Raw genomic sequence first — 19,883 nt, forward strand, 5'->3', positions numbered from 1 at the left:
GGCAAATATCCGTGTTCTTTTGGCTTGTTGTGGCTTGGCCTTATGTTTGATATTGGCTTCATTGGATTCGGTTACTGTATTTGTCTATTAATCAAAAATCGGCTTTACACTGAAAATGCATTGGCGTTCCATAGGCCGGATGTGTGATATATAACTCTTGTGCATGTAATTGCAGGCGAGGCGCCATTGCTCTTGCCTGCTGGTGAGCATAAAACCGATCTCCCAGAATCGGATGTTCAAGTGCTAGCATATGTACTCTGAGCTGATGTGAACGACCGGTTATCGGTGAGAGTTTTACTCGCGTTGCCTCATCTTCGTAAGCGAGTACTTCGTATTCAGTTTGAGCCGATTTCCCGGTTTCAAAACACACTTTCTGCTTTGGTCGATTCGGCCAGTCACAAATCAGCGGTAAATCGACAAGACCAGTTTTTGGTTCCAGACGTCCCCAAACCCGCGCAATATAGGTTTTTTCCGGTTCTCGTTCACGGAATTGGCGTTTTAATTCACGCTCTGCGTCTTTGGTTAATGCAACTACCATTACGCCGCTGGTTGCCATATCTAGTCGGTGAACAGATTCTGCCGTGGGAAACTGTTGTTGTATCCGCGTCATAATGCTGTCTTTATGTTCTTCTGCCCGACCGGGAACAGAGAGTAACCCGCTGGGTTTATTGACTACGATGATATGTTGATCCTGATAAAGCACATGTAACCAAGGATCGGTAGGAGGGTTATAAGCTTCCATTGAGGCTCCGGTAGCTGAATATTAGGGGAGGCATGGAATAGGGTGCTTAGTAAAGTTTACCCCATTCCGGTTTAGCCTCCGGGTATTGCTAATATTTACTGATGCGTAACGACAACAAGGCGAATAGCATCCAGACGCCAGCCTGCCTGATTTAAGTTAAGCAGCAACTGTTGGCGATTGGATTCAATGGCTTCCAATTCATCATCACGAATATTTGGATTGACGGCCTTCAAGGCTTCCAAACGGGAAAGTTCAGCAGTGAGATTTTCATCTGCTTGCTGTTTCGCTTGTTCAATCAATGATTGAGCCTGAGTTTCTACTAAACCTTCGGCCTGTTGCAAAATAGCGTGAACTTCTTTTTGTACCGCATTGACCAGTTTACTTGCAGTATGACGATTCACTGCATTAAGTTGGCGGTTAAAGCTTTCAAACTCCACCTGACCAGCCAGATTATTGCCTTTCAGGTCCATCAGTATCCGCAATGGCGTTGGTGGAAGGAAACGGGTCAATTGCAGGTGTTTCGGGGCTTGAGCTTCAACTACGTAGATCAGTTCTACCAGCAGGGTTCCAACAGGTAATGCTTTATTTTTCAAAAGGGATACCGCACAGCTACCCGTATCGCCGGAAAGGATCAGATCCAATCCATTACGGATAATTGGGTGCTCCCAACTGATAAACTGAGCATCTTCACGAGACAGGGACTGTTCACGATTAAAGGTGATAGTACAACCATCTTTGGGTAACCCAGGGAAATCTGGGACCAGCATATGATCGGATGGTGTCAGCACTATCATGTTGTCATTGCGATCTTCCTGATTAATACCAACGATATCAAATAAGTTGAGTGAGAAGTTCACCAAATCAGTATCATTATCATACTCTGAAATTTTTTCTGCCAGTTGCAAACCATGTTCGCCACCGTTGGAGTTCATTTCCAGCAGCCGGTCACGGCCTTGCTCCAGTTGCTGTTTGAGTTGCTCATGTTGCTGGCGGCACTGATCAATAAATTCACCAAATTTTTCCTGACTATTGGGTTTGGCAAGATAGTTCAGCAGAGTTTCATAATAGTGATCATAAATAGTACGACCGGTTGGGCAGGTATACTCGAATGCATCCAAACCTTCGTGATACCAACGAATCAGGACAGCTTGGGCGGTATTTTCCAGATAAGGCACACTAATCTGGATATCACGGCTTTGGCCGATACGATCCAGGCGTCCGATACGTTGTTCTAGTAAATCTGGATTGAATGGTAAATCAAACATCACTAATTGGTTAGCGAACTGGAAGTTGCGGCCTTCTGAGCCAATTTCGGAACACAGTAATACCTGAGCTCCTTCTTCTTCGGAAGCAAAATAGGCTGCGGCGCGATCACGTTCAATCAGTGATAGACCTTCATGGAAAACAGCGCCACGAATCCCTTCGCGCTCACGTAGTACCTGTTCCAGTTGCAGAGCAGTGGTTGCTTTAGCACAAATTACCAGCACTTTCTCATGACGATTTGCCATCAGAAAACCAAGTAGCCACTCTACGCGGGGATCAAAGTTCCACCAGGTAGCGTTTTCGCCTTCAAACTCCTGATAAATTTGTTCTGGGTAGAGCATATCCCATGCGCGTGCTTCCAGTGATTTTTTAGCACCCATAATATCGGAGACTTTAATAGCGGTCTGATATTGGGATGGCAGAGGCAACTTGATCTGGTGCAGTTCGCGACGGGGGAAGCCTTTTACGCCATTACGGGTATTACGGAACAGAATACGGCTGGTGCCGTGACGATCCATCAGCATGGAAATCAGTTCACGACGTGCGGTTTCACTTTCATCGCTATTACTATTGGCGGCTTTCAGCAGAGGCTCAATATCTTGCTCGCTAATCAATTCACCCATTAGGTTTAATTGATTATTATTAAGTTGTTCACCGGATAACAGCAGTGTGACAGCATCGGCAACTGGACGGTATTTTTGTTGTTCGTCGATAAAAGCCTGATAATCGTGGAAACGGTTTGGATCAAGTAGACGTAGACGGGCAAAATGGCTTTCTTGCCCTAGCTGTTCTGGTGTTGCAGTCAATAGCAGTACACTTGGGATCTGTTCAGCTAATTGTTCGACAACCTGATATTCACGGCTAGGAGCATCCTCGCTCCAGGCCAGATGGTGAGCTTCATCCACCACCATCAGATCCCAGCTAGCTTCAAGCATATGCTCAAAACGCTGTTTATTACGGCGGACAAAATCCAGTGAACAGAGTATCAATTGTTCTGTTTCAAATGGATTATCACTGTCATGTCGTGCTTCGGTATAGCGGCTATCGTCAAACAGGGCGAAACGCAGGTTGAAACGGCGTAGCATTTCTACCAGCCATTGATGTTGAAGGCTATCGGGTACAATCACCAGAACGCGTTCAGCACGACCGGCCAGCAATTGCTGGTGGATGATCATCCCGGCTTCGATGGTTTTACCTAAACCGACTTCATCGGCCAATAGAACCCTTGGCGCGTAGCGTTTGCCGACTTCATTAGCGATATGAAGTTGATGAGGGATCAGGCTGGCGCGGATACCCCGCAAACCGCTTTCAGCCAGTTTAAATTGTTCGCTTTGATATTTACGGGCGCGAAAACGCAAGGCAAAGCGGTCCATACGGTCAATCTGACCAGCAAACAGGCGATCCTGTGGTTTGTTGAAGGTAAGTTTACTGTCAAGGAGCACTTCGCGCAGACTGATATTCTCTTCCAGAGTATCAAGCCGTGTGCCTGTATAAATCAGCAGGCCATTTTCTTGTTGGACTTCATCCACTTTGAGTTGCCAGCCTTCATGGCTGGTGACAACATCCCCCGAGTTAAACATAACACGGGTAATAGGAGAATCATTGCGTGCATAGAGACGGTTTTCGCCGCTGGCAGGAAAGAGCAAAGTGACCATTCGTGCGTCCAGTGCAACAACGGTTCCTAATCCAAGTTCGCTTTCTGTATCGCTGATCCAGCGTTGACCGAGGGTAAATGGCATAAATTTTAACTCAGTTTTTGTTAGATAATGTTATTCATAGGTGAAGGACGACAGCTTTTTATTTGGTCTAACGGAGATAATGGGCAGACAGCAAGACACCCCGTTAATTCCCTTATCACTCGTCAAAGGGGCGATATGTTAATGGAAGCAAAGCCGGTCGTCACCTGCAAAAAATAGTAATCAGCCAAATAGTAATTAGCCAAAAGGCATTACCATCTGTCCGGTGAGTAAAGTTATAAAATCATCCTGTAAAAACGGCAGGATAGCATCAGCGATAGGCTGAAGTTGCTTATTGATGTAGTGATCATAGTCTGGTGATGAATGCAGATTTTCCAGTGGTTCCGGCCCGGATTGTGTCATGACATAGCTTATCCAACCTCCATTTTGGTACTGCAAGGGCCGGTTATGTTGCAGATTGTATTCATCTGCCAGCCTTGCTGCCCTCACATGGGGTGGTACATTGCGCTGATAGTCAGACAACTTACGGCCCAACCTTTTACGGTAGATTAGTTTATCATCAAATTTTCCTTTTAGGGTACTGGTAACATAACCACGGATAAACTCTTGGTAAGGCTGTTCATGAAAAATCAGTGAATACAGTTGCTTCTGGAAATTTTGCGCCAGAGGTGTCCAGTCAGTGCGTACTGTTTCCAGACCTTTATAGACTATGCGGTCACCACTCAGACCGGCATAACGTTTCTTACTGCCTTGTTCAGCCCCACGGATGGTTGGCATCAGAAAACGGCGATAGTGAGTTTCAAATTCCAACTCAAGGGTGCTTTTAAGCCCAAAATGTTCTTGCAGGTGTTTTTGCCACCATTGGTTAACGAATCGCGCAAGTTCTTTGCCGATACTGAGAGCCAGTTCTTCTTCATGCGCTTGTTTCAGCCATATAAAGATAGAATCTGTATCACCGTAGATAACTTGATAGTTTTGAGATTCAATCAGCTTTCTGGTCTGGAGCATAATTTCGTGGCCGCGCATAGTAATGGAAGAGGTCAGGCGCGGGTCGAAGAAACGACAGCCCTCCGCCCCAAGAACGCCGTAGAAAGCGTTCATGATGATCTTCAATGCTTGTGACAATGGGGCGTTATGCTGTTTTTTTGCTGCGTCACGTTCATGCCAGATTTGCGTCACGATATCAGGCAAACAGTGCTGAGTACGGGAAAAGAAGGCATTGCGAAAACCGGGAACCGCATGCTTGCTGTCCGGCTGTGCCAGACCTTCCACCATACCGACAGGATCGATAAGAAAAGTGCGGATAATCGAGGGATACAGACTTTTATAATCCAGCACTATCACTGAATCATACAAGCCGGGGCGAGAATCCATTACGAAACCACCGGGGCTGTTATCTTCAGGCTTCCCGCCTGGATTTGGGGCGACATAACCGATGCGGTGCATTTTTGGCATATAAAGATGGGTGAAAGCGGTGACTGAACCGCCACTGCGATCTACGGCGAGACCGGTAACTGTTGCCCTTTCCAACAGGAACTTCATTAAGTGGGTTTTATCGAAAATCTGGTTTACCAGAATACAGTCTTGCAGGTTATATTGCGCCAGTGCGGGCTTATCTTGCTGGAAACGGCGGTCAATCTCATCCATACGCTGATAGGGTGTATCAATGGCTTTGCCTTCGCCCAGTAGTTCTTGCGAGACATATTCCAGACTGAAAGAAGGAAAATTCCAGGTAGCGGTTTTCAGTGCTTCAATACCATCAATAATCAACCGACCGGCCGTGGAAGCGAAAAAGTGCCCCGGTTTAAAGCCATGCTCCCGCCACTCCAGTAACCCTCCAGCCCGTCCAAATTTCAGTGGAACACCGTAGCGCTCAGCATGTTTTTGTAAAATCCGCAGATCGAACTGAATCAGGTTCCAGCCAATAATGGCGTCAGGGTCATATTTTTCCAGCCACTCGTTGAGTCTTTCCAGCATTTGCGGACGACTTGCTACATATTCCAAATCAAAGTTTACCGGGTGCTCATTACCGTTAGCATGGCCAAGCATAAATACTTTTTGCTGAGCACGTCCTGCTAATCCAATGGAATAGAGTTCTCCATGTCGGCTGGTTTCAATATCTAGGGATACCCATTTCAATGTTGGGCGATAAGCTGGGTTGGGTTTCATCTGATAGCTACCATTAGGCGCCTGACTGAACCAGATGGGAGCAGTGATAAAACGTTCCATCATAAACCTGTCTGGTGGACGGATATCTGCTTCATAAACTTGAATTTCCTGTTGCTGTAGCACTTTCTCAATCCGTTGTAATTGGCGATATTGCTGGCAATAAAGCGCGGCAACAGGCTGGCGATTGAAATCTTTCAATGACAGTGGGCGGAGATGGTAGTTGCGCTCTTGCGCCAGAATTTTTTCTACCTGCGGCATATTAGCTTGCAAGATAAAAGCAACAGCTTGTTGGTGAAGAATTTTTATATGACGTGGCCCCTGATCTGTCACCAGCCAGTATTCCACCTCAATACCCGAGGGAGTATCCCTCCAATGGCGTGTCAGTATAAAACCTTGTTCAGCATGATTCTGTTGCATATAGAGGCAGGCGCTTATATTTGTTGAAAATAACTACAATTATAGCATTGAATCATGGTTATTTATACAGTTGCCTAATCTCACTATATTGTGATGTGGTGCATAAATGATAATCGAAACATTGCCGAATTAATTGCAAAGAATGGAAAATAAATAGCTCTAATGAAATAGACAGGTATTATTGAATATATCTATAAGAGTATAGTCGTAGAAAATGTATTTCATTCGTTATTTTCAATACGATTTCAATATTATATAGCTTTATTCTTGAGTGTATTTATATAATTAAACACTACCAATAATTAAAGTTACAGTAATGATGGATAATAACGTATTCCATGTGATAATAAATGTCATTGCCTTATAATCACCACCCATTTATCTGGCTAATATATAATAATTTTCGGCACAAGGTACGGCGGAATATAGAATAGAAATATTTGCAGGCACGTCTGACGAACCTAAATATTTAATACTCTAAATAACTATTTATTTAAATTTTTAAAAATCATGGTTATTAAAATATGGTTATTATTAGTAGAAAAAATTGTTTGAGAATATTTAGATTTTATCTGACTAGTAACCCATCTGGTAACGTTCGAGAGAGCGGCTGGCTTTATGGGTAGGAATAAAATGTTTCATTTTACAAAAATTCGCCAGAGATGAGTTATGGATGATAATCTACGATGGATAATCACTATTGAGATAGGTTTTTATATTTCATAATTCAACCAGAGCTATTTTTCTTATCTTATCTAGCAATAAAACATAAATCTAGCGTAGTAAGTATAGAACCAATAAAGAATAAAAGTGGAGGCAAAAATAAAATAGCTTATTGATCTAATTTTATTGTTTTTAAATAAAGCATATGACTTGTAAAAACAGGCTATATAAAAAGGACTAAGTGGGATTAATATAAATATGGAAGTGATTATATCAATACCTCCATCTTCATATTGCCATATATCACAATCAATTGAGTTGAAGTCAAAAAAGTCTGTAACCCTAGGAAAAGCGAATGAGTTAATTAATCCAAAGGATAAAAAACTTAACATAAAAAATGTAAATATATCTGATATTTTCATTTTTTATCCTTTAAGTAAATTATCTAAATAATCCAGCCGCTTATATATACTTACTCCGTAAGAAATCCATTTTTTTTCATCAGTAGTGCTTAATTCAGGCGGAGTATTCATTATTCTTATGAAATCTCCCTTTTTTCTTGTTATGCCACGGTTATATCTAGAACCAGCCATGATATATTGTTCTTTTGTTAAGTTCTTGGTATCTGCATTAGGATAATCATAGAGAATTAAATCTCTTAAATGACGAGCAACCATTTTAATATTAAATTCATCAATTTGAAGGCAAGTTGCAATTTCTAACTGGTCTGTTGTTGTTAATGTATTTGAGTCGAAACCCATCATATCTGCTACATGTCTTATCTGTATTGCAACTATACCCGTAGAAGTTTCATTTGAGCCTTTTGAGCGAGTTTTATCAAGATTAAAAGCCTGTTCACGCCATTGCCTCATTGTAATAGTGTTTAACTTCCACATATCTGGTTTACCGCCCGCTTCTATTCTGGCAACACCAGCCAAAAGATTTGGTGGGATTTGTTCTATATGGGCATATTTTAAAATTAGGTTTCTGTTATATTTCACATATGCATCTTTATAACCATCCAGATAATTTACTGAGCCTGGAATAAATTGATTAAGAAGATAAATTGAAGCATCTATTTCATCCCATCGTCTAAAAGATGGCCTAGAACTTGAGTTATATGTACAAAAATTATTACTTAATACCCTGTCACGCAATTTATTCATTCTTAATAAACCTCATCATCTCTGATGCTATAAGCAGAAGTACCAGCAATGTGATGACTCCAAGTTATATTTTGATAAATGACAGAAATACTCTCTTCTGGCTGATTTTCTGCATGAGTTAAAGAGTGGGGGTAATTAGTATGAAAAGCATTTATTTTTGCTTTTGTTAATTCTATTGAATAAAACTTTTCTTGAGCGCCTTCTGACGAAGTTCTATAAAAATCTAACAGGATATGAAGTTCTTCGTTGTTTGAAATTGCTAGTCCAAGTAAAGGAAAGGATTTATCGATGGGTTTTATGATATTAAAAGGATGATGGTTTACATGTTGTACTCGAGTTAAAGAATGTGTAGCGGAGTAAACTAGTATTTGATCCCGGTGGTTCTCTTGATATTTATTACCAATAGAATCAAAAGTAGAACAGCTAGCTGAAATTAACCCTTGGTTCTTTCCTTTTATGGTCGCATAAATCAAATTAGACATTATTAAATCCTTTCTGAAAAATTAACACATAAAAAACACTTATAACAAAAAAGATTTATATTACCCAGTTTTATTTTTAAAATATAGACTTTGGTCACAGAAGGAAATAATCGAAGTACTAAATAGAAGCGACTTTCCTCCCCAAAATAGCAGCTTCAGGAACAGTGCCGGCAACCAGTGTATTTGTTAAGCCGTCATAATGGATATTGCCATCAACGATTAATAAAGCGCGATCAGCTATACGAGCGGCATCATCCAGATTATGGGAAACCATCAGTAATGTAAGCTGGCGTTCATGGCAAATTTGTTCCAGTAATATCAGCATTTCATTACGCAGTGCCGGATCTAGGGCAGAAAAAGGCTCATCAAGTAATAAAATGGGCTGCTGGCGTACCAGGCAACGGGCTAATGCTGCCCGCTGCCGTTGCCCACCAGAAAGTTGAGCAGGCAGACGAGTCAGGCAATCTTCCAACGAAACTTGAGAGACTATTTGCTGTAATGTCTGTTTCTGCGTGCTATTAAGGCGTAACCCGGGATGTAAGCCTAGTCCAATATTTTGCTCAATTGTCAAATGAGAGAAGAGATTATTTTCCTGAAACAACATGGAGACCGGGCGTTGAGCTGGTGACGTACTGGTATGATTTTTCTCGTTCAGCCATAGGGAGCCTTTTTCTGCTGTTTGAAAACCGGCGATCAGGTTTAGCAGTGTACTTTTACCTGCCCCACTGGGGCCTAGGATTGCGATACGTTCTCCGGCCTTAATTTGCAAGTCAAAGCGCATCACCAGATGTTCATAGCGGTAAGTCAGATTTTCAAGTTTGAGCATTACGTAGTCTCGGTAAGCGTTCAAGTAAACTAAACAGCATAAAACATAACAATAACAGCAATAAAGCAGTGATTGCGCCATCCTGGCTCCGGTAAGCCCCGATTTGCTGGTAGAGATAGAAGGGCAGTGTACGGAAATCTTCATTACCAAACAGAGCGACAACGCCAAAATCTCCAATGGAAAGGACGCAAGCAAAGGCCAGCGCTTGTGCCAGAGGAACTTTCAGTGCTTTTAGTTCAATCCAGCGTAGTCGGTTAATACCTTGAATATTCAGGGAGCGACACAGTGGATTATAGTGGGCCGCCAGATCTTTCATTGGATTATCCAGAACTTTCAGCGCATAGGGAATTGCCATTAGTGCGTTGGTTAAAATTACCAGACCATAGGGTGAACGGGGCAGGCCGACGGTATCGTTGAGCAACAGAAAGAATCCTGTTGCCAATACAATGCCCGGCATAGAAAGGATCAACAAACCACTCATTTCCATTGCTTGTCCCCAATGGGGGGAATGACGCAGGTACAACTCACGGCTGCTCCACAGCAGCATCATAGTGAATAAAACACATAATAACCCCGCGCCTAAAGCAATCACCACTGAGGTGATAAATGCCTGCCACAATGCAGGCTGGCGCAATACGTTAAGCAACCCGCTGTTCAGGCCATCCAAGATAACCGCCAATAATGGCGGCACGAGCAGTAATAATGCTGCGATAATTAACAGGCTGTCGCAGATTTTTCTCAACAAAGTGTCCTGTGGATTACGCCATTGCTGTTGGTTGCTGTAGCCGACAGATAGAGCACTGTTAAGCTTCTGGCTGAGGAGCACAAGGCCAAGGCAGCAGGTGATCTGAATCAACGCCAGTAATGCGGCGCGGTTGAGATCGTAGTCATAGCTTAACGCCTGATAGATTGCCAGTTCGACAGTTGTTGCAGCAGGTCCGCCACCTAACGCCAGCACGGTAGCAAAACTGGCGAAACAGAGCATAAAAATCAGTGCGCCAGTGGGCAGGATTTGGCGGCGTAGATAAGGCCATTCAACAAAACGGAAATGTTGCCATTCATTCATACCTAGCTGAGCCGCTAATTGCCGTTGTTCCACCGCGATGTTTTCCAGTGATTGCAGTAAAAGCCGTGTCGCTAGTGGCATATTAAAGAAGATATGTGCCAGCAAAATTCCTGGTAGACCATAAGGGGTGAAATGGTAATCGATGCTGATCCATTCACAGAACTGAGCCAGCCAGCCGGCTCTGCCATAGACCGTCAGAATGCCGAATAGAGCGACCAATACAGGCAAAACCAGCGTCATAGCACATAGGCGGAGAAATAGATTTCGGCCTGGAAAATGACGGCGATAGAGGGCTCTGGAAAGAAAAATAGCCGGGATAACAGAAAACAGCGCCGATAAAAAAGCCTGCCAGAATGTAAAACCCACCACATGCCACAGATAGCTATCTTCCGCCAGTAAAGACCAATTACGTTCAGGTGCATTAAACCAAAGTGCACCGAACGCTAGTAAGGCGACCAATAGTAAAAGACCGGAGGCAATGGCCCCCGGTAACAGACATCGAGCAATCATCGGCTGACAGCGCTTTGCCATGTACGAATCCATTGGTTACGGTATTTTGCGACTTCTTCTGCGGGATATTGCAGCGATTTTTCAGGTATTGAAAGCTGTGAATACACTTCTGGAAGTGGGATATCAATGACCGGATACATCCAGTTAGTGGTTGGAATTTCCTGTTGGAAAGCTGGGGTCAGCATAAACTGCATAAATTTCTGGGCAAGCTCTGGTTGCTTACTGGAGGCCAGTTGTGCGGCCACTTCGATTTGCAGGTAATGACCTTCATTAAAGGTAGCGGCAGCATAATCGTCTGTCTTCTCAGATAAGAGGTGGTAGCCCGGTGAAGAGGTATAGCTTAGTACCAGATCGCCTTCTCCTTTCAGGAACAGACCGTAAGCTTCACTCCAGCCTTTGGTAACAGTTAGTGTTTTCTTTGCCAGTTTTTTCCAGGCTTGTGGGGCATCATCACCATAAATTTTCTGCATCCATAGCAGCAAACCTTGCCCCGGTGTGCTGGTGCGAGGATCTTGATAGATCACTTTCCAATTATTGTGGCTGTTGATTAGCTCATCCATGCTTTTTGGCGGATTTGGCAAACTCTTTTTGTTGTAAATGAAAGCAAAATAGCCATAGTCATAAGGAATAAATATCTGGTTATGCCATGACACCGGCAGCGCCAGCTTGCTGATATCCACTTGACTTTCAGTGAACAGCCCCGTTTGTTGAGCTGCTTGAATCAAGTTGTTATCCAACCCAAGAATAATATCGGCAGCAGTACGCTTTCCTTCCATTCTTAGGCGATTGAGCAAAGAAACACCATCTTCCAGAGCAACCAGTTTCAGTTCACAGTCACATTCAGCTTCAAAGGCTTTTTTAATTGCGGGTCCGGGACCCCATTCTGCGGCAAAAGAGTCATAGGTATAGACCGTTAATACCGGCTTAGCCTGTACAACCTGACTCAATAGCAACATAGGGGCTGATAGGGCCGTCAGTACGATTAATTTGGAAAATAACGTCTTAAACACTTTGCTCTCCTTACATTAAGAGGATTGGCAAAGGATTTGAGGAAGCGCTAAACGGCAAAATAACGTTTGTGAAATAGTTAGCAGCTCAAATCCCTACGCCGGTATTAGCCGGATCAGGTTCGGCGGGTTTACTCTCAGCAAGGCTGTTTTAAACAGCCAGCACCCCGTTGAGATGGCGCTATTGTAGAGATTTAGCTAGCGACTGCAAAGTCCAATGATAGAGGTTTACCACTTGAGGGTAGTGTGAAACAATTAGTCATCTTTCAAATTTAGTTTATCGAGGTAGTCTGGTGATCGATGATGATGGCTACCGCCCGAATGTAGGAATTGTAATTTGTAATCGGCAAGGCCAGGTTTTGTGGGCGCGGCGTTATGGGCAGCATTCCTGGCAATTTCCTCAAGGGGGCATTAATCCGGGGGAATCACCAGAACAGGCTATGTACCGGGAACTGTATGAAGAAGTGGGTTTAGGTCGGAAAGATGTACGCGTTCTGGCTTCTACTCGTAATTGGTTGCGTTACAAATTACCCAAGCGTTTGGTGCGTTGGGATACTCGACCTGTCTGTATCGGTCAAAAACAGCGGTGGTTTTTATTACAACTGCTCTGTAATGAAGAAGATATTAATGTGCAACACAGTAATACCCCGGAGTTCGATGGTTGGCGTTGGGTCAGCTATTGGTATCCTGTCCGGCAGGTTGTCTCTTTTAAGCGTGATGTTTATCGGCGCGTGATGAAAGAGTTTTCTTCGGTTGTCATGCCAATGCAGGAAAGCTCATCTCTGCCACGTTCTTCGTATTCTTATCGTCGCAAAAGAAGTTAGGTGAGTTCTATGCTCATGCGCTTACGGGAAATTGTTGAAAAAGTTGCTATGGCAACCAATCTGGCCGAAGCGCTTGAGCTATTGGTGAACGAGACCTGTCTGGCGATGAACACGGATGTCTGTTCTATCTATCTTGCTGATCATCAACGGCGGTGTTATTACCTGATGGCAACCCGAGGGTTGAGGAAACCCCGGGGAAGGGCTGTCAGTTTGGCTTTTGGTGAGGGAGTCGTCGGACAAGTTGGTCAATTGTCTGAACTGATTAATCTGGCTGATATTCGCAGCCATCCAAGTTTCAAATATTTGCCTCAAGTGAAAGAGGATAGCTTCCGCGCGTTTTTGGGCGTTCCGGTGGTCTATCGCCGCCAGTTGCAAGGTGTTTTAGTCGTTCAGCAGCAGGAACAACGCCTGTTTAATGAAACCGAAGAGTCCTTTATGGTGACTCTTGCGACACAACTGGCGGTGATCCTTGTTCAAGCTCAGACTAAGGGATTGTTTGGTCAGTATCGGCAAACCAGAATTAAAGCGCTGGCAATTTCCAATGGCATCGTGATGGCTCAGGGATGGCAAGATTGTTCCCAACCCTCACTTGACCAAATTTTTGAAGCTTCAACCCTTGATCATGCAGCAGAACGTTCTCGTTTGATTCAGGCACTTGAAGATGCAACAGCAGAATGTCGTCGGCTCAGTAAACGTTTTACCGCGGGTTCTCAAAAAGAGAGTGCTGCAATTTTTAATCTTTATTCCTACCTTTTGAATGACCCTCAGTTGAAACAAGATCTGTTCTCCTGTGTTGAACAGGGATCTGTTGCGCAATGGGCGGTTAAACAAGTTATTGAGAAATACGCAGAACAATTTGCCAGCTTGCAGGATGCTTATATGCGGGAAAGGGCATCAGATCTACGGGCGCTTGGGCAGCGATTACTATTTCATCTTGATGATTCACTGACTGCCAGCCATCAATGGCCTGAATGGTTTATTCTGGTTGCAGATGAACTGAGTGCCAACCTATTGGCAGAAGTGCCGCAAGAAAGATTAGCAGGAGTTATTGTTCGTGATGGCGCTACCCATTCACACTCTGCCATATTGGTACGTGCAATGGGTATCCCGGCCATTATGGGGGCAGATATCCAGCCGGAACTCCTGCACAATCGTATGCTGATTCTTGATGGTTTCCGTGGAGAAGTTTTTATTGAACCTGAACCACTGATTTCGCAGGAATATAAACAGATTATTGAGGAAGAAAAAGCACTGAGCAAACTGGCTGAGGGGGATGTTGATCAGGAAGCGCGGCTCAAAAGTGGTGAACGCATTCTGGTTCAGCTTAATGCAGGTTTAAGCCTGAAATATGAGTTACAAATCAGTAGCAGTATTGATGGTGTTGGACTCTATCGCACCGAAATACCCTTTATGTTGCACAGTGGTTTCCCGTCAGAAGATGAACAAAAAGCGCGTTATCAGGAAATGTTGCAATTATTTCCCGATAAACCGGTGGTATTACGTACACTTGATATCGGTGCGGATAAACAACTGCCTTATATGCCGATTAGCGAAGATAACCCTTGTTTGGGATGGCGTGGTATACGGGTGACGTTGGATCAACCGGAGATTTTTCTTATTCAGCTTAGGGCAATGCTCAGAGCTAATGCTGACACGGGCAATCTGAAAATCCTGTTGCCAATGGTGACGAATGTAGAAGAAATTGATGAAGCTAAGCGATTAGTAGACAGGGCGAAAGAGGAAGTCGAGCAAATTCTGGCGTGTCAAATACCTATGCCTCAACTTGGTGTAATGATTGAGGTTCCTTCGATGATTTTTCTGTTGCCACAACTCAAAAACAGAGTTGATTTTGTGTCTATTGGCACCAATGACCTAACGCAGTATCTATTGGCGGTGGATCGGAATAACACCTACGTCGCCTCTCTTTATGATTGTTTGCATCCGGCGGTGATTCGGGCATTAAAACTGGTATTTGAAAATAGCCAACGAGTAGGTCTTACGATCAGTATTTGTGGTGAAATGGCAGGAACCCCGATGGGTGCGTTATTATTGATTGGTCTTGGCTATCGTAGCCTGAGTATGAGTGGTTGTAGTGTGCCAAGAATTAAGTATTTATTGCGTCATCTGGAGATGGCTCAGGTTGAAAAATTAATGGCCGAAATATTACAAGCTGAAACCAGCCTAAGAGTAAAGGAGCTATCAGCAACATTTATGGAGCAGCATGGGGTTGGCGGTTTGGTCAGAGGTAGCATTTAATCCGTTTAACCGCCTGTGCTATGATTCTCAATCACTTGCCTTAGGGCATTAACGCTAAATATTAAGTGGGGAAAGATGAGTAACAGCTACCTGGCATTTCCTAATATTGACCCGGTTATTTTTTCAATAGGTCCAATAGCCCTCCATTGGTATGGTTTCATGTACTTGGTTGGGTTTGTATTCGCCATGTGGCTAGCGACACGCAGAGCAGCGAAACCCAATAGTGGTTGGACGAAAAACGAAGTAGAGAACTTACTTTATGCAGGTTTTGCTGGCGTATTTGTTGGCGGCCGTTTGGGCTACGTCCTGTTTTATAATTTCCCTGCCTTTCTCGACAACCCGCTTTATTTGTTTAAAGTTTGGGACGGTGGCATGTCTTTCCACGGTGGTTTGATGGGGGTTATCTGCGCAATGTGGTGGTTTGGTCGCAGAACGAAACGCCATTTCTTACAAGTTGCCGACTTCATTGCACCGTTAGTCCCTTTTGGCTTAGGCATGGGGAGAATCGGTAATTTTATTAATGGCGAGTTGTGGGGACGCGTCACCTTGGATACGCCGTGGGCAATGCTGTTCCCAAGCTCCCGTAGTGAAGATATTGCCCTGGCTGCAACGGAGCCTTCATTGCTATCGGTACTTGAACAATATGGTGTTCTGCCACGTCACCCTTCACAACTTTATGAAATGGCGTTGGAAGGGATCGTTCTGTTCATTATCTTGAATTTATACATCCGTAAACCTCGGCCGATGGGCAGTGTTTCTGGTTTATTCTTAATTGGTTACGGTATTTTCCGAGTGATAGTCGAATTTTTCCGCCAACCGGATGCACAATTGGGTTTATTCGACGGGATCAGCATGGGGCAAATTCTTTCTATCCCAATGATTCTGGCGGGAATTTTAATGATGATATGGGCATACAAACACCAAGGTAATAAGGTACAAAAGGTAAAATGAAACAGTATCTGGATTTAATGACAAGAGTGCTTGCAAAGGGCACTCCGAAGGCAGACCGTACCGGGACGGGGACTCTCTCCATTTTCGGGCATCAGATGCGTTTCAATTTGCAGGAGGGTTTTCCGCTAGTTACAACTAAACGCTGCCATATTCGTTCAATTATTCATGAACTTCTTTGGTTTCTGAATGGTGATACCAATATTAAATATCTGCATGAAAATGGGGTGACTATTTGGGATGAATGGTCGGATGAAAATGGTGACTTGGGGCCTGTGTATGGTAAGCAATGGCGTGCATGGGGTACCGCAGATGGCCGTCAGATTGACCAATTGAAAACCGTACTGGAACAGCTTAAAAGCGATCCAGATTCACGTAGGATCATTGTTTCGGCTTGGAACGTTGGTGAATTGGAGCAGATGGCATTAGCGCCATGCCACGCTTTCTTCCAGTTTTATGTCGCGGATGGCAAACTTTCCTGTCAGCTTTACCAGCGCTCTTGTGACGTATTCCTTGGTTTGCCGTTCAATATTGCCAGCTATGCATTGCTGGTGCATATGATGGCGCAACAGTGTGATCTGGAAGTGGGCGATTTTGTCTGGACCGGTGGCGACACCCATCTTTATAGCAACCATATGGAGCAGGCAAATTTACAGCTCAGTCGTGAACCGCGTTCACTGCCAAAACTGGTGATAAAGCGTAAACCGGAATCACTTTTTGATTATAAATTTGATGACTTTGAAATAGTTGATTATGACCCGCATCCAGGAATAAAGGCTCCGGTTGCTATTTAACGGTTGTGGTTAAAATAGCTCTTCTATGTTTGTCAACATTCTGGGGAACAATTTATTATAAATTGTTCCCCTTTTCATTTTGGTGGTATAGTATACAGATACATAGAAGTAGGAGGAAAAAGACCATGAATACCTTTTCTCAAAAAAAAGCTAGGGATCTACTCAGTAACCCAGAGAATTTCGAGGGCGGCGTGTTTATTACCAAAAATGGGGTATCTGAATTGTTTATTCAACCGATAGCAGAACGTGAGAGGGAGCAAGCCGATAGAAACGCAGAAAGACAGGCGATGGCGTTGCTTAAAATCGCTATGCTGTCTAAGAAAGATATCATGGATGGTAGAAAAATGACTCCTGAAGAAGCACTTCGTAGACGCAGGGAATGTCGGACGTGATATATAAAGTTCAAGTTGCTGAAACAGCCTACCAGACACTTTCTATTATTGAAGACTACAAGGCTTACACAATAGGGTTGGAAGCGGCTCAAAATTTGGTAGATGATTTATTGATTGAATCATCGAGATTGATTGGGGAAAACCCGTTAGCATACGGCTATTCCTCAATGTTACTGGATAAAGGAATACAATTTCACCAGTGGTTTTCCAAAGATCGGCAATTCCGTGCCATTTATGATGTAGTCGGGGGTGAAATTCAAATATTAGCATACGCAAGCACAAACCAAGATTTAATTACCCTCTTGTACCAACTACTGATCGTACACTGATAGTAAAAACACTTTATGGTGTATTAGTCTTAGAGTCAGGTTAGGATCGGCATTAAACCCGACCTAAGACAGCAATTATGAAAGATCTTAAAAAATCTTTTTGTTACTCAATCAGTTGTGGAAATAGATAAAGCTAATCGATAAAAACTGCACTAGAAACCTTAAAACGTTTACTCAGGGCTTTTATATGGGTTACTGTCAGTGACTTTGTTCCACTCAGAATTTGTGATACCAGAGAAGCTTCTCCGATTTCGTTTTTAAGGTCGGCTGGCGTAAGACCGTATTGATCCATTAGAACTCGTAGGGTTGCAATCCCCGTAGGAATATTTTCAATAGCCTGGTTAAATTCTGCAAATTCAGGGGCAGTATCTTCATAGCGTTCAATTGTTGTAGCTAGAATCTCAATTAACCCTTTGTTGTTGTCATAGTCTTTGAAAAGCTCATCAATTAAATCCATCGCTTCTTTGTACTGTTCTGAGGTATCGATGTAGGTCAGCCAAGGGATCTCTGAAAACAGAGCGTGAGCTCGTTCCTGAACGACTGCAAAATTTATCATTCTCTGTTTCTCCGGTAGTAGTCGGTTAACTTGTCGTATTCTGCGTGGGATACGATGTATTTAATGTAACAGTGCTCCATTGAAAATTCGATAAAGGTCAGTAACCGAACATTATTACCACCAATATCGATACACCACTATTGATCATGATACTTAACACTTGGATCACTATACTTAAAACAATCTTCTCAATTAATTATTTTCTGGTCTGATATTATTTATATTTAGAATAAGTTAATAAAAATGACATTATCATATAAAAGCGTTTGATCTTATATTCATGAAGCTTCTTCCTCATAGCCATATAATCTTACAATGTATGACAATAATAAGAAACAAAAATAACTATTCTCGTTGATTTTTGCGAAGCTCTACGCAATTTAAATGTAACGATGGTAGATTGTTATTTTTTTATTGATGCGCTCTCGCATAAAATTTAATTATGTATTTATTCTGTTTTTAAAATGAATAAAATGTTTTACGAAAGGATATAAGGAATTATCAATGGGAAATAACATTAATATAATTAGCCATTATAATATTGATAATCAATTAGGTTTTTCTTTATTGGAATTGATGGTCGTTATTGTTTTGGTTTCAATATTCTCTTTATGGGGAGTACAGGAATGGGGATATCACCAGGAAAGAGCTAGATTACAGGAATCAGCACAGAAGATATTGACATTTATAGCCAGGCAACAATCTTTGGCAAATTATCTGAATAAAAGGGTAATGCTGTGGTTGAAAACGGGAAAAGGCTGGTGCATAACGCTCTCTAATTCGGTGTTGTCTGATTGTGATTTGGAAAATGTTGAGGGAATAAGTTCTCCCCATCAAGATGTTATTATCAGTTCGGCAACGAAGGATCAGATAGAATTTCATGGAATAAGAAATACGATGATACCCGCGAGTTTTACTTTAGCGAATTCCGCAGGAGAAATATCTATTATTTTTTCTTCTCGGGGTAGGATGAGATCATGTAGTAATAATAAGTTTAATCAAATTCCAGCTTGTGATTAATTATACCCTATGGATTTCAAGATGGATCGCGACGGCAAGGGAGCGAATCCCCGGGAGCATAGGTAACTATGTGACCGGGGTGAGTGAGTGCAGCCAACAAAGAGGCAACTTGAAAGATGACGGGTATATGCTTTTTTCATTAAAATAAGAGATGCTTTATTGGAATAATGAAAAATAAAAACCAATCTGGAATGACATTATTAGAAGTTATTGTAGCAATGGCTATTGGTAGTATTATCTTACTGGCAATTGCTAAAAGTTATCCTATTTTAACTAAACAAATAATGGAGTTATATCAAAGATATCGTTTAGGCTATTTTATTAAACAAACATTACATATTATAGAGAAAGATATTCGCCGTGCTGGATATTGTCAGCATTATTGTGACGGCAAGCCGATAGTAATCAGTAATAAAAGTGATGAGAGTGAGGATTCATGCCTGATTATTGCATATGATCTTAACACAAATAACCAATGGGAACCGCCAGAACACAGTGAATCGGAATTCTTTGGCTATCGCCTTAGTAATAAGTCAGTAGAGTGGAAAAGAGGTGCCGGTAACTGTCAAGAAAGTGGTTGGGAAAGGCTGTTTGATCCAAATGAAATAGTGGTAGATTCCTTTAAAGCCGAAAAATTACCGGCAAAAGATGGCTTAGTTTTTATCAAATTAACGCTTATTGCACATTGGTTTAAACATCCATCGATAAACTACCAATATCAGTCAGTAATACGTTTGCGCAATATCAGGGGATAAG

The 19,883-nt window shown here is 42.7% G+C and carries 18 protein-coding genes and 1 riboswitch; of the genes, 8 read left to right on the plus strand and 10 right to left on the minus strand.

The window, feature by feature from the left end:
• Positions 1-91 precede the first annotated feature (91 nt).
• From rluA to thiB, 8 genes are all read right to left on the minus strand, one after another.
• Entirely contained in the window at positions 92-742 is a 651-nt protein-coding gene (gene rluA, locus B0X70_RS03500; protein WP_036812219.1) for a bifunctional tRNA pseudouridine(32) synthase/23S rRNA pseudouridine(746) synthase RluA, read from the minus strand.
• Positions 743-837: 95 nt separating this feature from the next.
• Positions 838-3,744 (minus strand): RNA polymerase-associated protein RapA, encoded by a 2,907-nt coding sequence (gene rapA / locus B0X70_RS03505; RefSeq protein ID WP_036812217.1) that lies wholly within the window; start codon positions 3,742-3,744, stop codon positions 838-840.
• Positions 3,745-3,939: 195 nt separating this feature from the next.
• Entirely contained in the window at positions 3,940-6,288 is a 2,349-nt protein-coding gene (locus B0X70_RS03510; protein WP_217470887.1) for a DNA polymerase II, read from the minus strand.
• A gap of 1,088 nt (positions 6,289-7,376) precedes the next feature.
• Entirely contained in the window at positions 7,377-8,117 is a 741-nt protein-coding gene (locus tag B0X70_RS03515; RefSeq protein ID WP_217470888.1) for a hypothetical protein, read from the minus strand.
• A gap of 2 nt (positions 8,118-8,119) precedes the next feature.
• The gene (locus B0X70_RS03520; RefSeq protein ID WP_217470889.1) at positions 8,120-8,599 is read right to left on the minus strand and encodes an Hcp family type VI secretion system effector; all 480 of its coding nucleotides are present in this window, start codon (positions 8,597-8,599) and stop codon (positions 8,120-8,122) included.
• A gap of 118 nt (positions 8,600-8,717) precedes the next feature.
• Positions 8,718-9,425: a thiamine ABC transporter ATP-binding protein ThiQ gene (gene thiQ / locus B0X70_RS03525; RefSeq protein ID WP_217470890.1), complete on the minus strand. Its 708-nt coding sequence runs from the start codon at positions 9,423-9,425 to the stop codon at positions 8,718-8,720.
• Positions 9,412-11,022 (minus strand): thiamine/thiamine pyrophosphate ABC transporter permease ThiP, encoded by a 1,611-nt coding sequence (gene thiP / locus B0X70_RS03530; RefSeq protein WP_217470891.1) that lies wholly within the window; start codon positions 11,020-11,022, stop codon positions 9,412-9,414. The genes thiQ and thiP overlap by 14 nt, the downstream gene beginning before the upstream one ends.
• Complete coding sequence (thiB, locus tag B0X70_RS03535; protein ID WP_217470892.1) at positions 10,998-12,011, minus strand: thiamine ABC transporter substrate binding subunit; 1,014 nt, start codon at positions 12,009-12,011, stop codon at positions 10,998-11,000. Before thiB ends, thiP begins: the two co-directional genes overlap by 25 nt.
• Positions 12,012-12,083: 72 nt before the next feature.
• Positions 12,084-12,188: riboswitch (TPP riboswitch) on the minus strand.
• A gap of 113 nt (positions 12,189-12,301) precedes the next feature.
• Here thiB and rppH point away from each other — a divergent pair.
• The 6 genes from rppH (at position 12,302) to B0X70_RS03565 (ending at position 17,551) form a co-directional block, all read left to right on the plus strand.
• Positions 12,302-12,832, plus strand: a complete 531-nt coding sequence (gene rppH, locus B0X70_RS03540) for an RNA pyrophosphohydrolase (RefSeq protein WP_036812197.1) — start codon at positions 12,302-12,304, stop codon at positions 12,830-12,832.
• 9 nt (positions 12,833-12,841) lie between these two features.
• Positions 12,842-15,088, plus strand: coding sequence for a phosphoenolpyruvate--protein phosphotransferase (gene ptsP / locus B0X70_RS03545; protein WP_217470893.1), 2,247 nt, complete (start codon positions 12,842-12,844; stop codon positions 15,086-15,088).
• A gap of 75 nt (positions 15,089-15,163) precedes the next feature.
• On the plus strand, positions 15,164-16,039 hold the full coding sequence (gene lgt, locus B0X70_RS03550; RefSeq protein ID WP_036812191.1) for a prolipoprotein diacylglyceryl transferase: 876 nt from the start codon (positions 15,164-15,166) through the stop codon (positions 16,037-16,039).
• Positions 16,036-16,830, plus strand: coding sequence for a thymidylate synthase (thyA, locus tag B0X70_RS03555; protein WP_217470894.1), 795 nt, complete (start codon positions 16,036-16,038; stop codon positions 16,828-16,830). The genes lgt and thyA overlap by 4 nt, the downstream gene beginning before the upstream one ends.
• Positions 16,831-16,955: 125 nt before the next feature.
• A complete protein-coding gene (locus B0X70_RS03560) occupies positions 16,956-17,222 on the plus strand; it encodes a hypothetical protein (RefSeq protein WP_110085946.1) in 267 nt (88 codons plus the stop codon).
• A complete protein-coding gene (locus B0X70_RS03565; RefSeq protein ID WP_052739388.1) occupies positions 17,219-17,551 on the plus strand; it encodes a hypothetical protein in 333 nt (110 codons plus the stop codon). Before B0X70_RS03560 ends, B0X70_RS03565 begins: the two co-directional genes overlap by 4 nt.
• A gap of 133 nt (positions 17,552-17,684) precedes the next feature.
• On the opposite strand, the gene B0X70_RS03570 is transcribed toward B0X70_RS03565, so the two are convergent.
• A complete protein-coding gene (locus tag B0X70_RS03570; RefSeq protein WP_217470895.1) occupies positions 17,685-18,107 on the minus strand; it encodes a helix-turn-helix domain-containing protein in 423 nt (140 codons plus the stop codon).
• Positions 18,104-18,238 (minus strand): type II toxin-antitoxin system HigB family toxin, encoded by a 135-nt coding sequence (locus tag B0X70_RS03575; RefSeq protein ID WP_082300797.1) that lies wholly within the window; start codon positions 18,236-18,238, stop codon positions 18,104-18,106. Before B0X70_RS03575 ends, B0X70_RS03570 begins: the two co-directional genes overlap by 4 nt.
• Positions 18,239-18,611: 373 nt before the next feature.
• On the opposite strand from B0X70_RS03575, the gene B0X70_RS03580 reads away from it, so the two are divergent.
• Entirely contained in the window at positions 18,612-19,127 is a 516-nt protein-coding gene (locus B0X70_RS03580) for a prepilin peptidase-dependent protein (RefSeq protein ID WP_217470896.1), read from the plus strand.
• 167 nt (positions 19,128-19,294) lie between these two features.
• A complete protein-coding gene (locus B0X70_RS03585) occupies positions 19,295-19,882 on the plus strand; it encodes a prepilin peptidase-dependent protein (RefSeq protein WP_217470897.1) in 588 nt (195 codons plus the stop codon).
• Position 19,883: the final 1 nt, after the last annotated feature.

The sequence above is a fragment of the Photorhabdus akhurstii genome, assembly GCF_019090985.1.
In the GTDB taxonomy this organism is placed as follows: Bacteria; Pseudomonadota; Gammaproteobacteria; order Enterobacterales; family Enterobacteriaceae; genus Photorhabdus; species Photorhabdus akhurstii.

Coding starts and splice junctions, on each gene's coding strand:
- rluA (WP_036812219.1), bottom strand. CDS start 742: ATGGAAGCTTATAACCCTCCTACCGATCCTTGGTTACATGTGCTTTAT.
- rapA (WP_036812217.1), bottom strand. CDS start 3,744: ATGCCATTTACCCTCGGTCAACGCTGGATCAGCGATACAGAAAGCGAA.
- B0X70_RS03510 (WP_217470887.1), bottom strand. CDS start 6,288: ATGCAACAGAATCATGCTGAACAAGGTTTTATACTGACACGCCATTGG.
- B0X70_RS03515 (WP_217470888.1), bottom strand. CDS start 8,117: ATGAATAAATTGCGTGACAGGGTATTAAGTAATAATTTTTGTACATAT.
- B0X70_RS03520 (WP_217470889.1), bottom strand. CDS start 8,599: ATGTCTAATTTGATTTATGCGACCATAAAAGGAAAGAACCAAGGGTTA.
- thiQ (WP_217470890.1), bottom strand. CDS start 9,425: ATGCTCAAACTTGAAAATCTGACTTACCGCTATGAACATCTGGTGATG.
- thiP (WP_217470891.1), bottom strand. CDS start 11,022: ATGGCAAAGCGCTGTCAGCCGATGATTGCTCGATGTCTGTTACCGGGG.
- ptsP (WP_217470893.1), top strand. CDS start 12,842: ATGCTCATGCGCTTACGGGAAATTGTTGAAAAAGTTGCTATGGCAACC.
- lgt (WP_036812191.1), top strand. CDS start 15,164: ATGAGTAACAGCTACCTGGCATTTCCTAATATTGACCCGGTTATTTTT.
- thyA (WP_217470894.1), top strand. CDS start 16,036: ATGAAACAGTATCTGGATTTAATGACAAGAGTGCTTGCAAAGGGCACT.
- B0X70_RS03560 (WP_110085946.1), top strand. CDS start 16,956: ATGAATACCTTTTCTCAAAAAAAAGCTAGGGATCTACTCAGTAACCCA.
- B0X70_RS03570 (WP_217470895.1), bottom strand. CDS start 18,107: ATGATAAATTTTGCAGTCGTTCAGGAACGAGCTCACGCTCTGTTTTCA.
- B0X70_RS03580 (WP_217470896.1), top strand. CDS start 18,612: ATGGGAAATAACATTAATATAATTAGCCATTATAATATTGATAATCAA.
- B0X70_RS03585 (WP_217470897.1), top strand. CDS start 19,295: ATGAAAAATAAAAACCAATCTGGAATGACATTATTAGAAGTTATTGTA.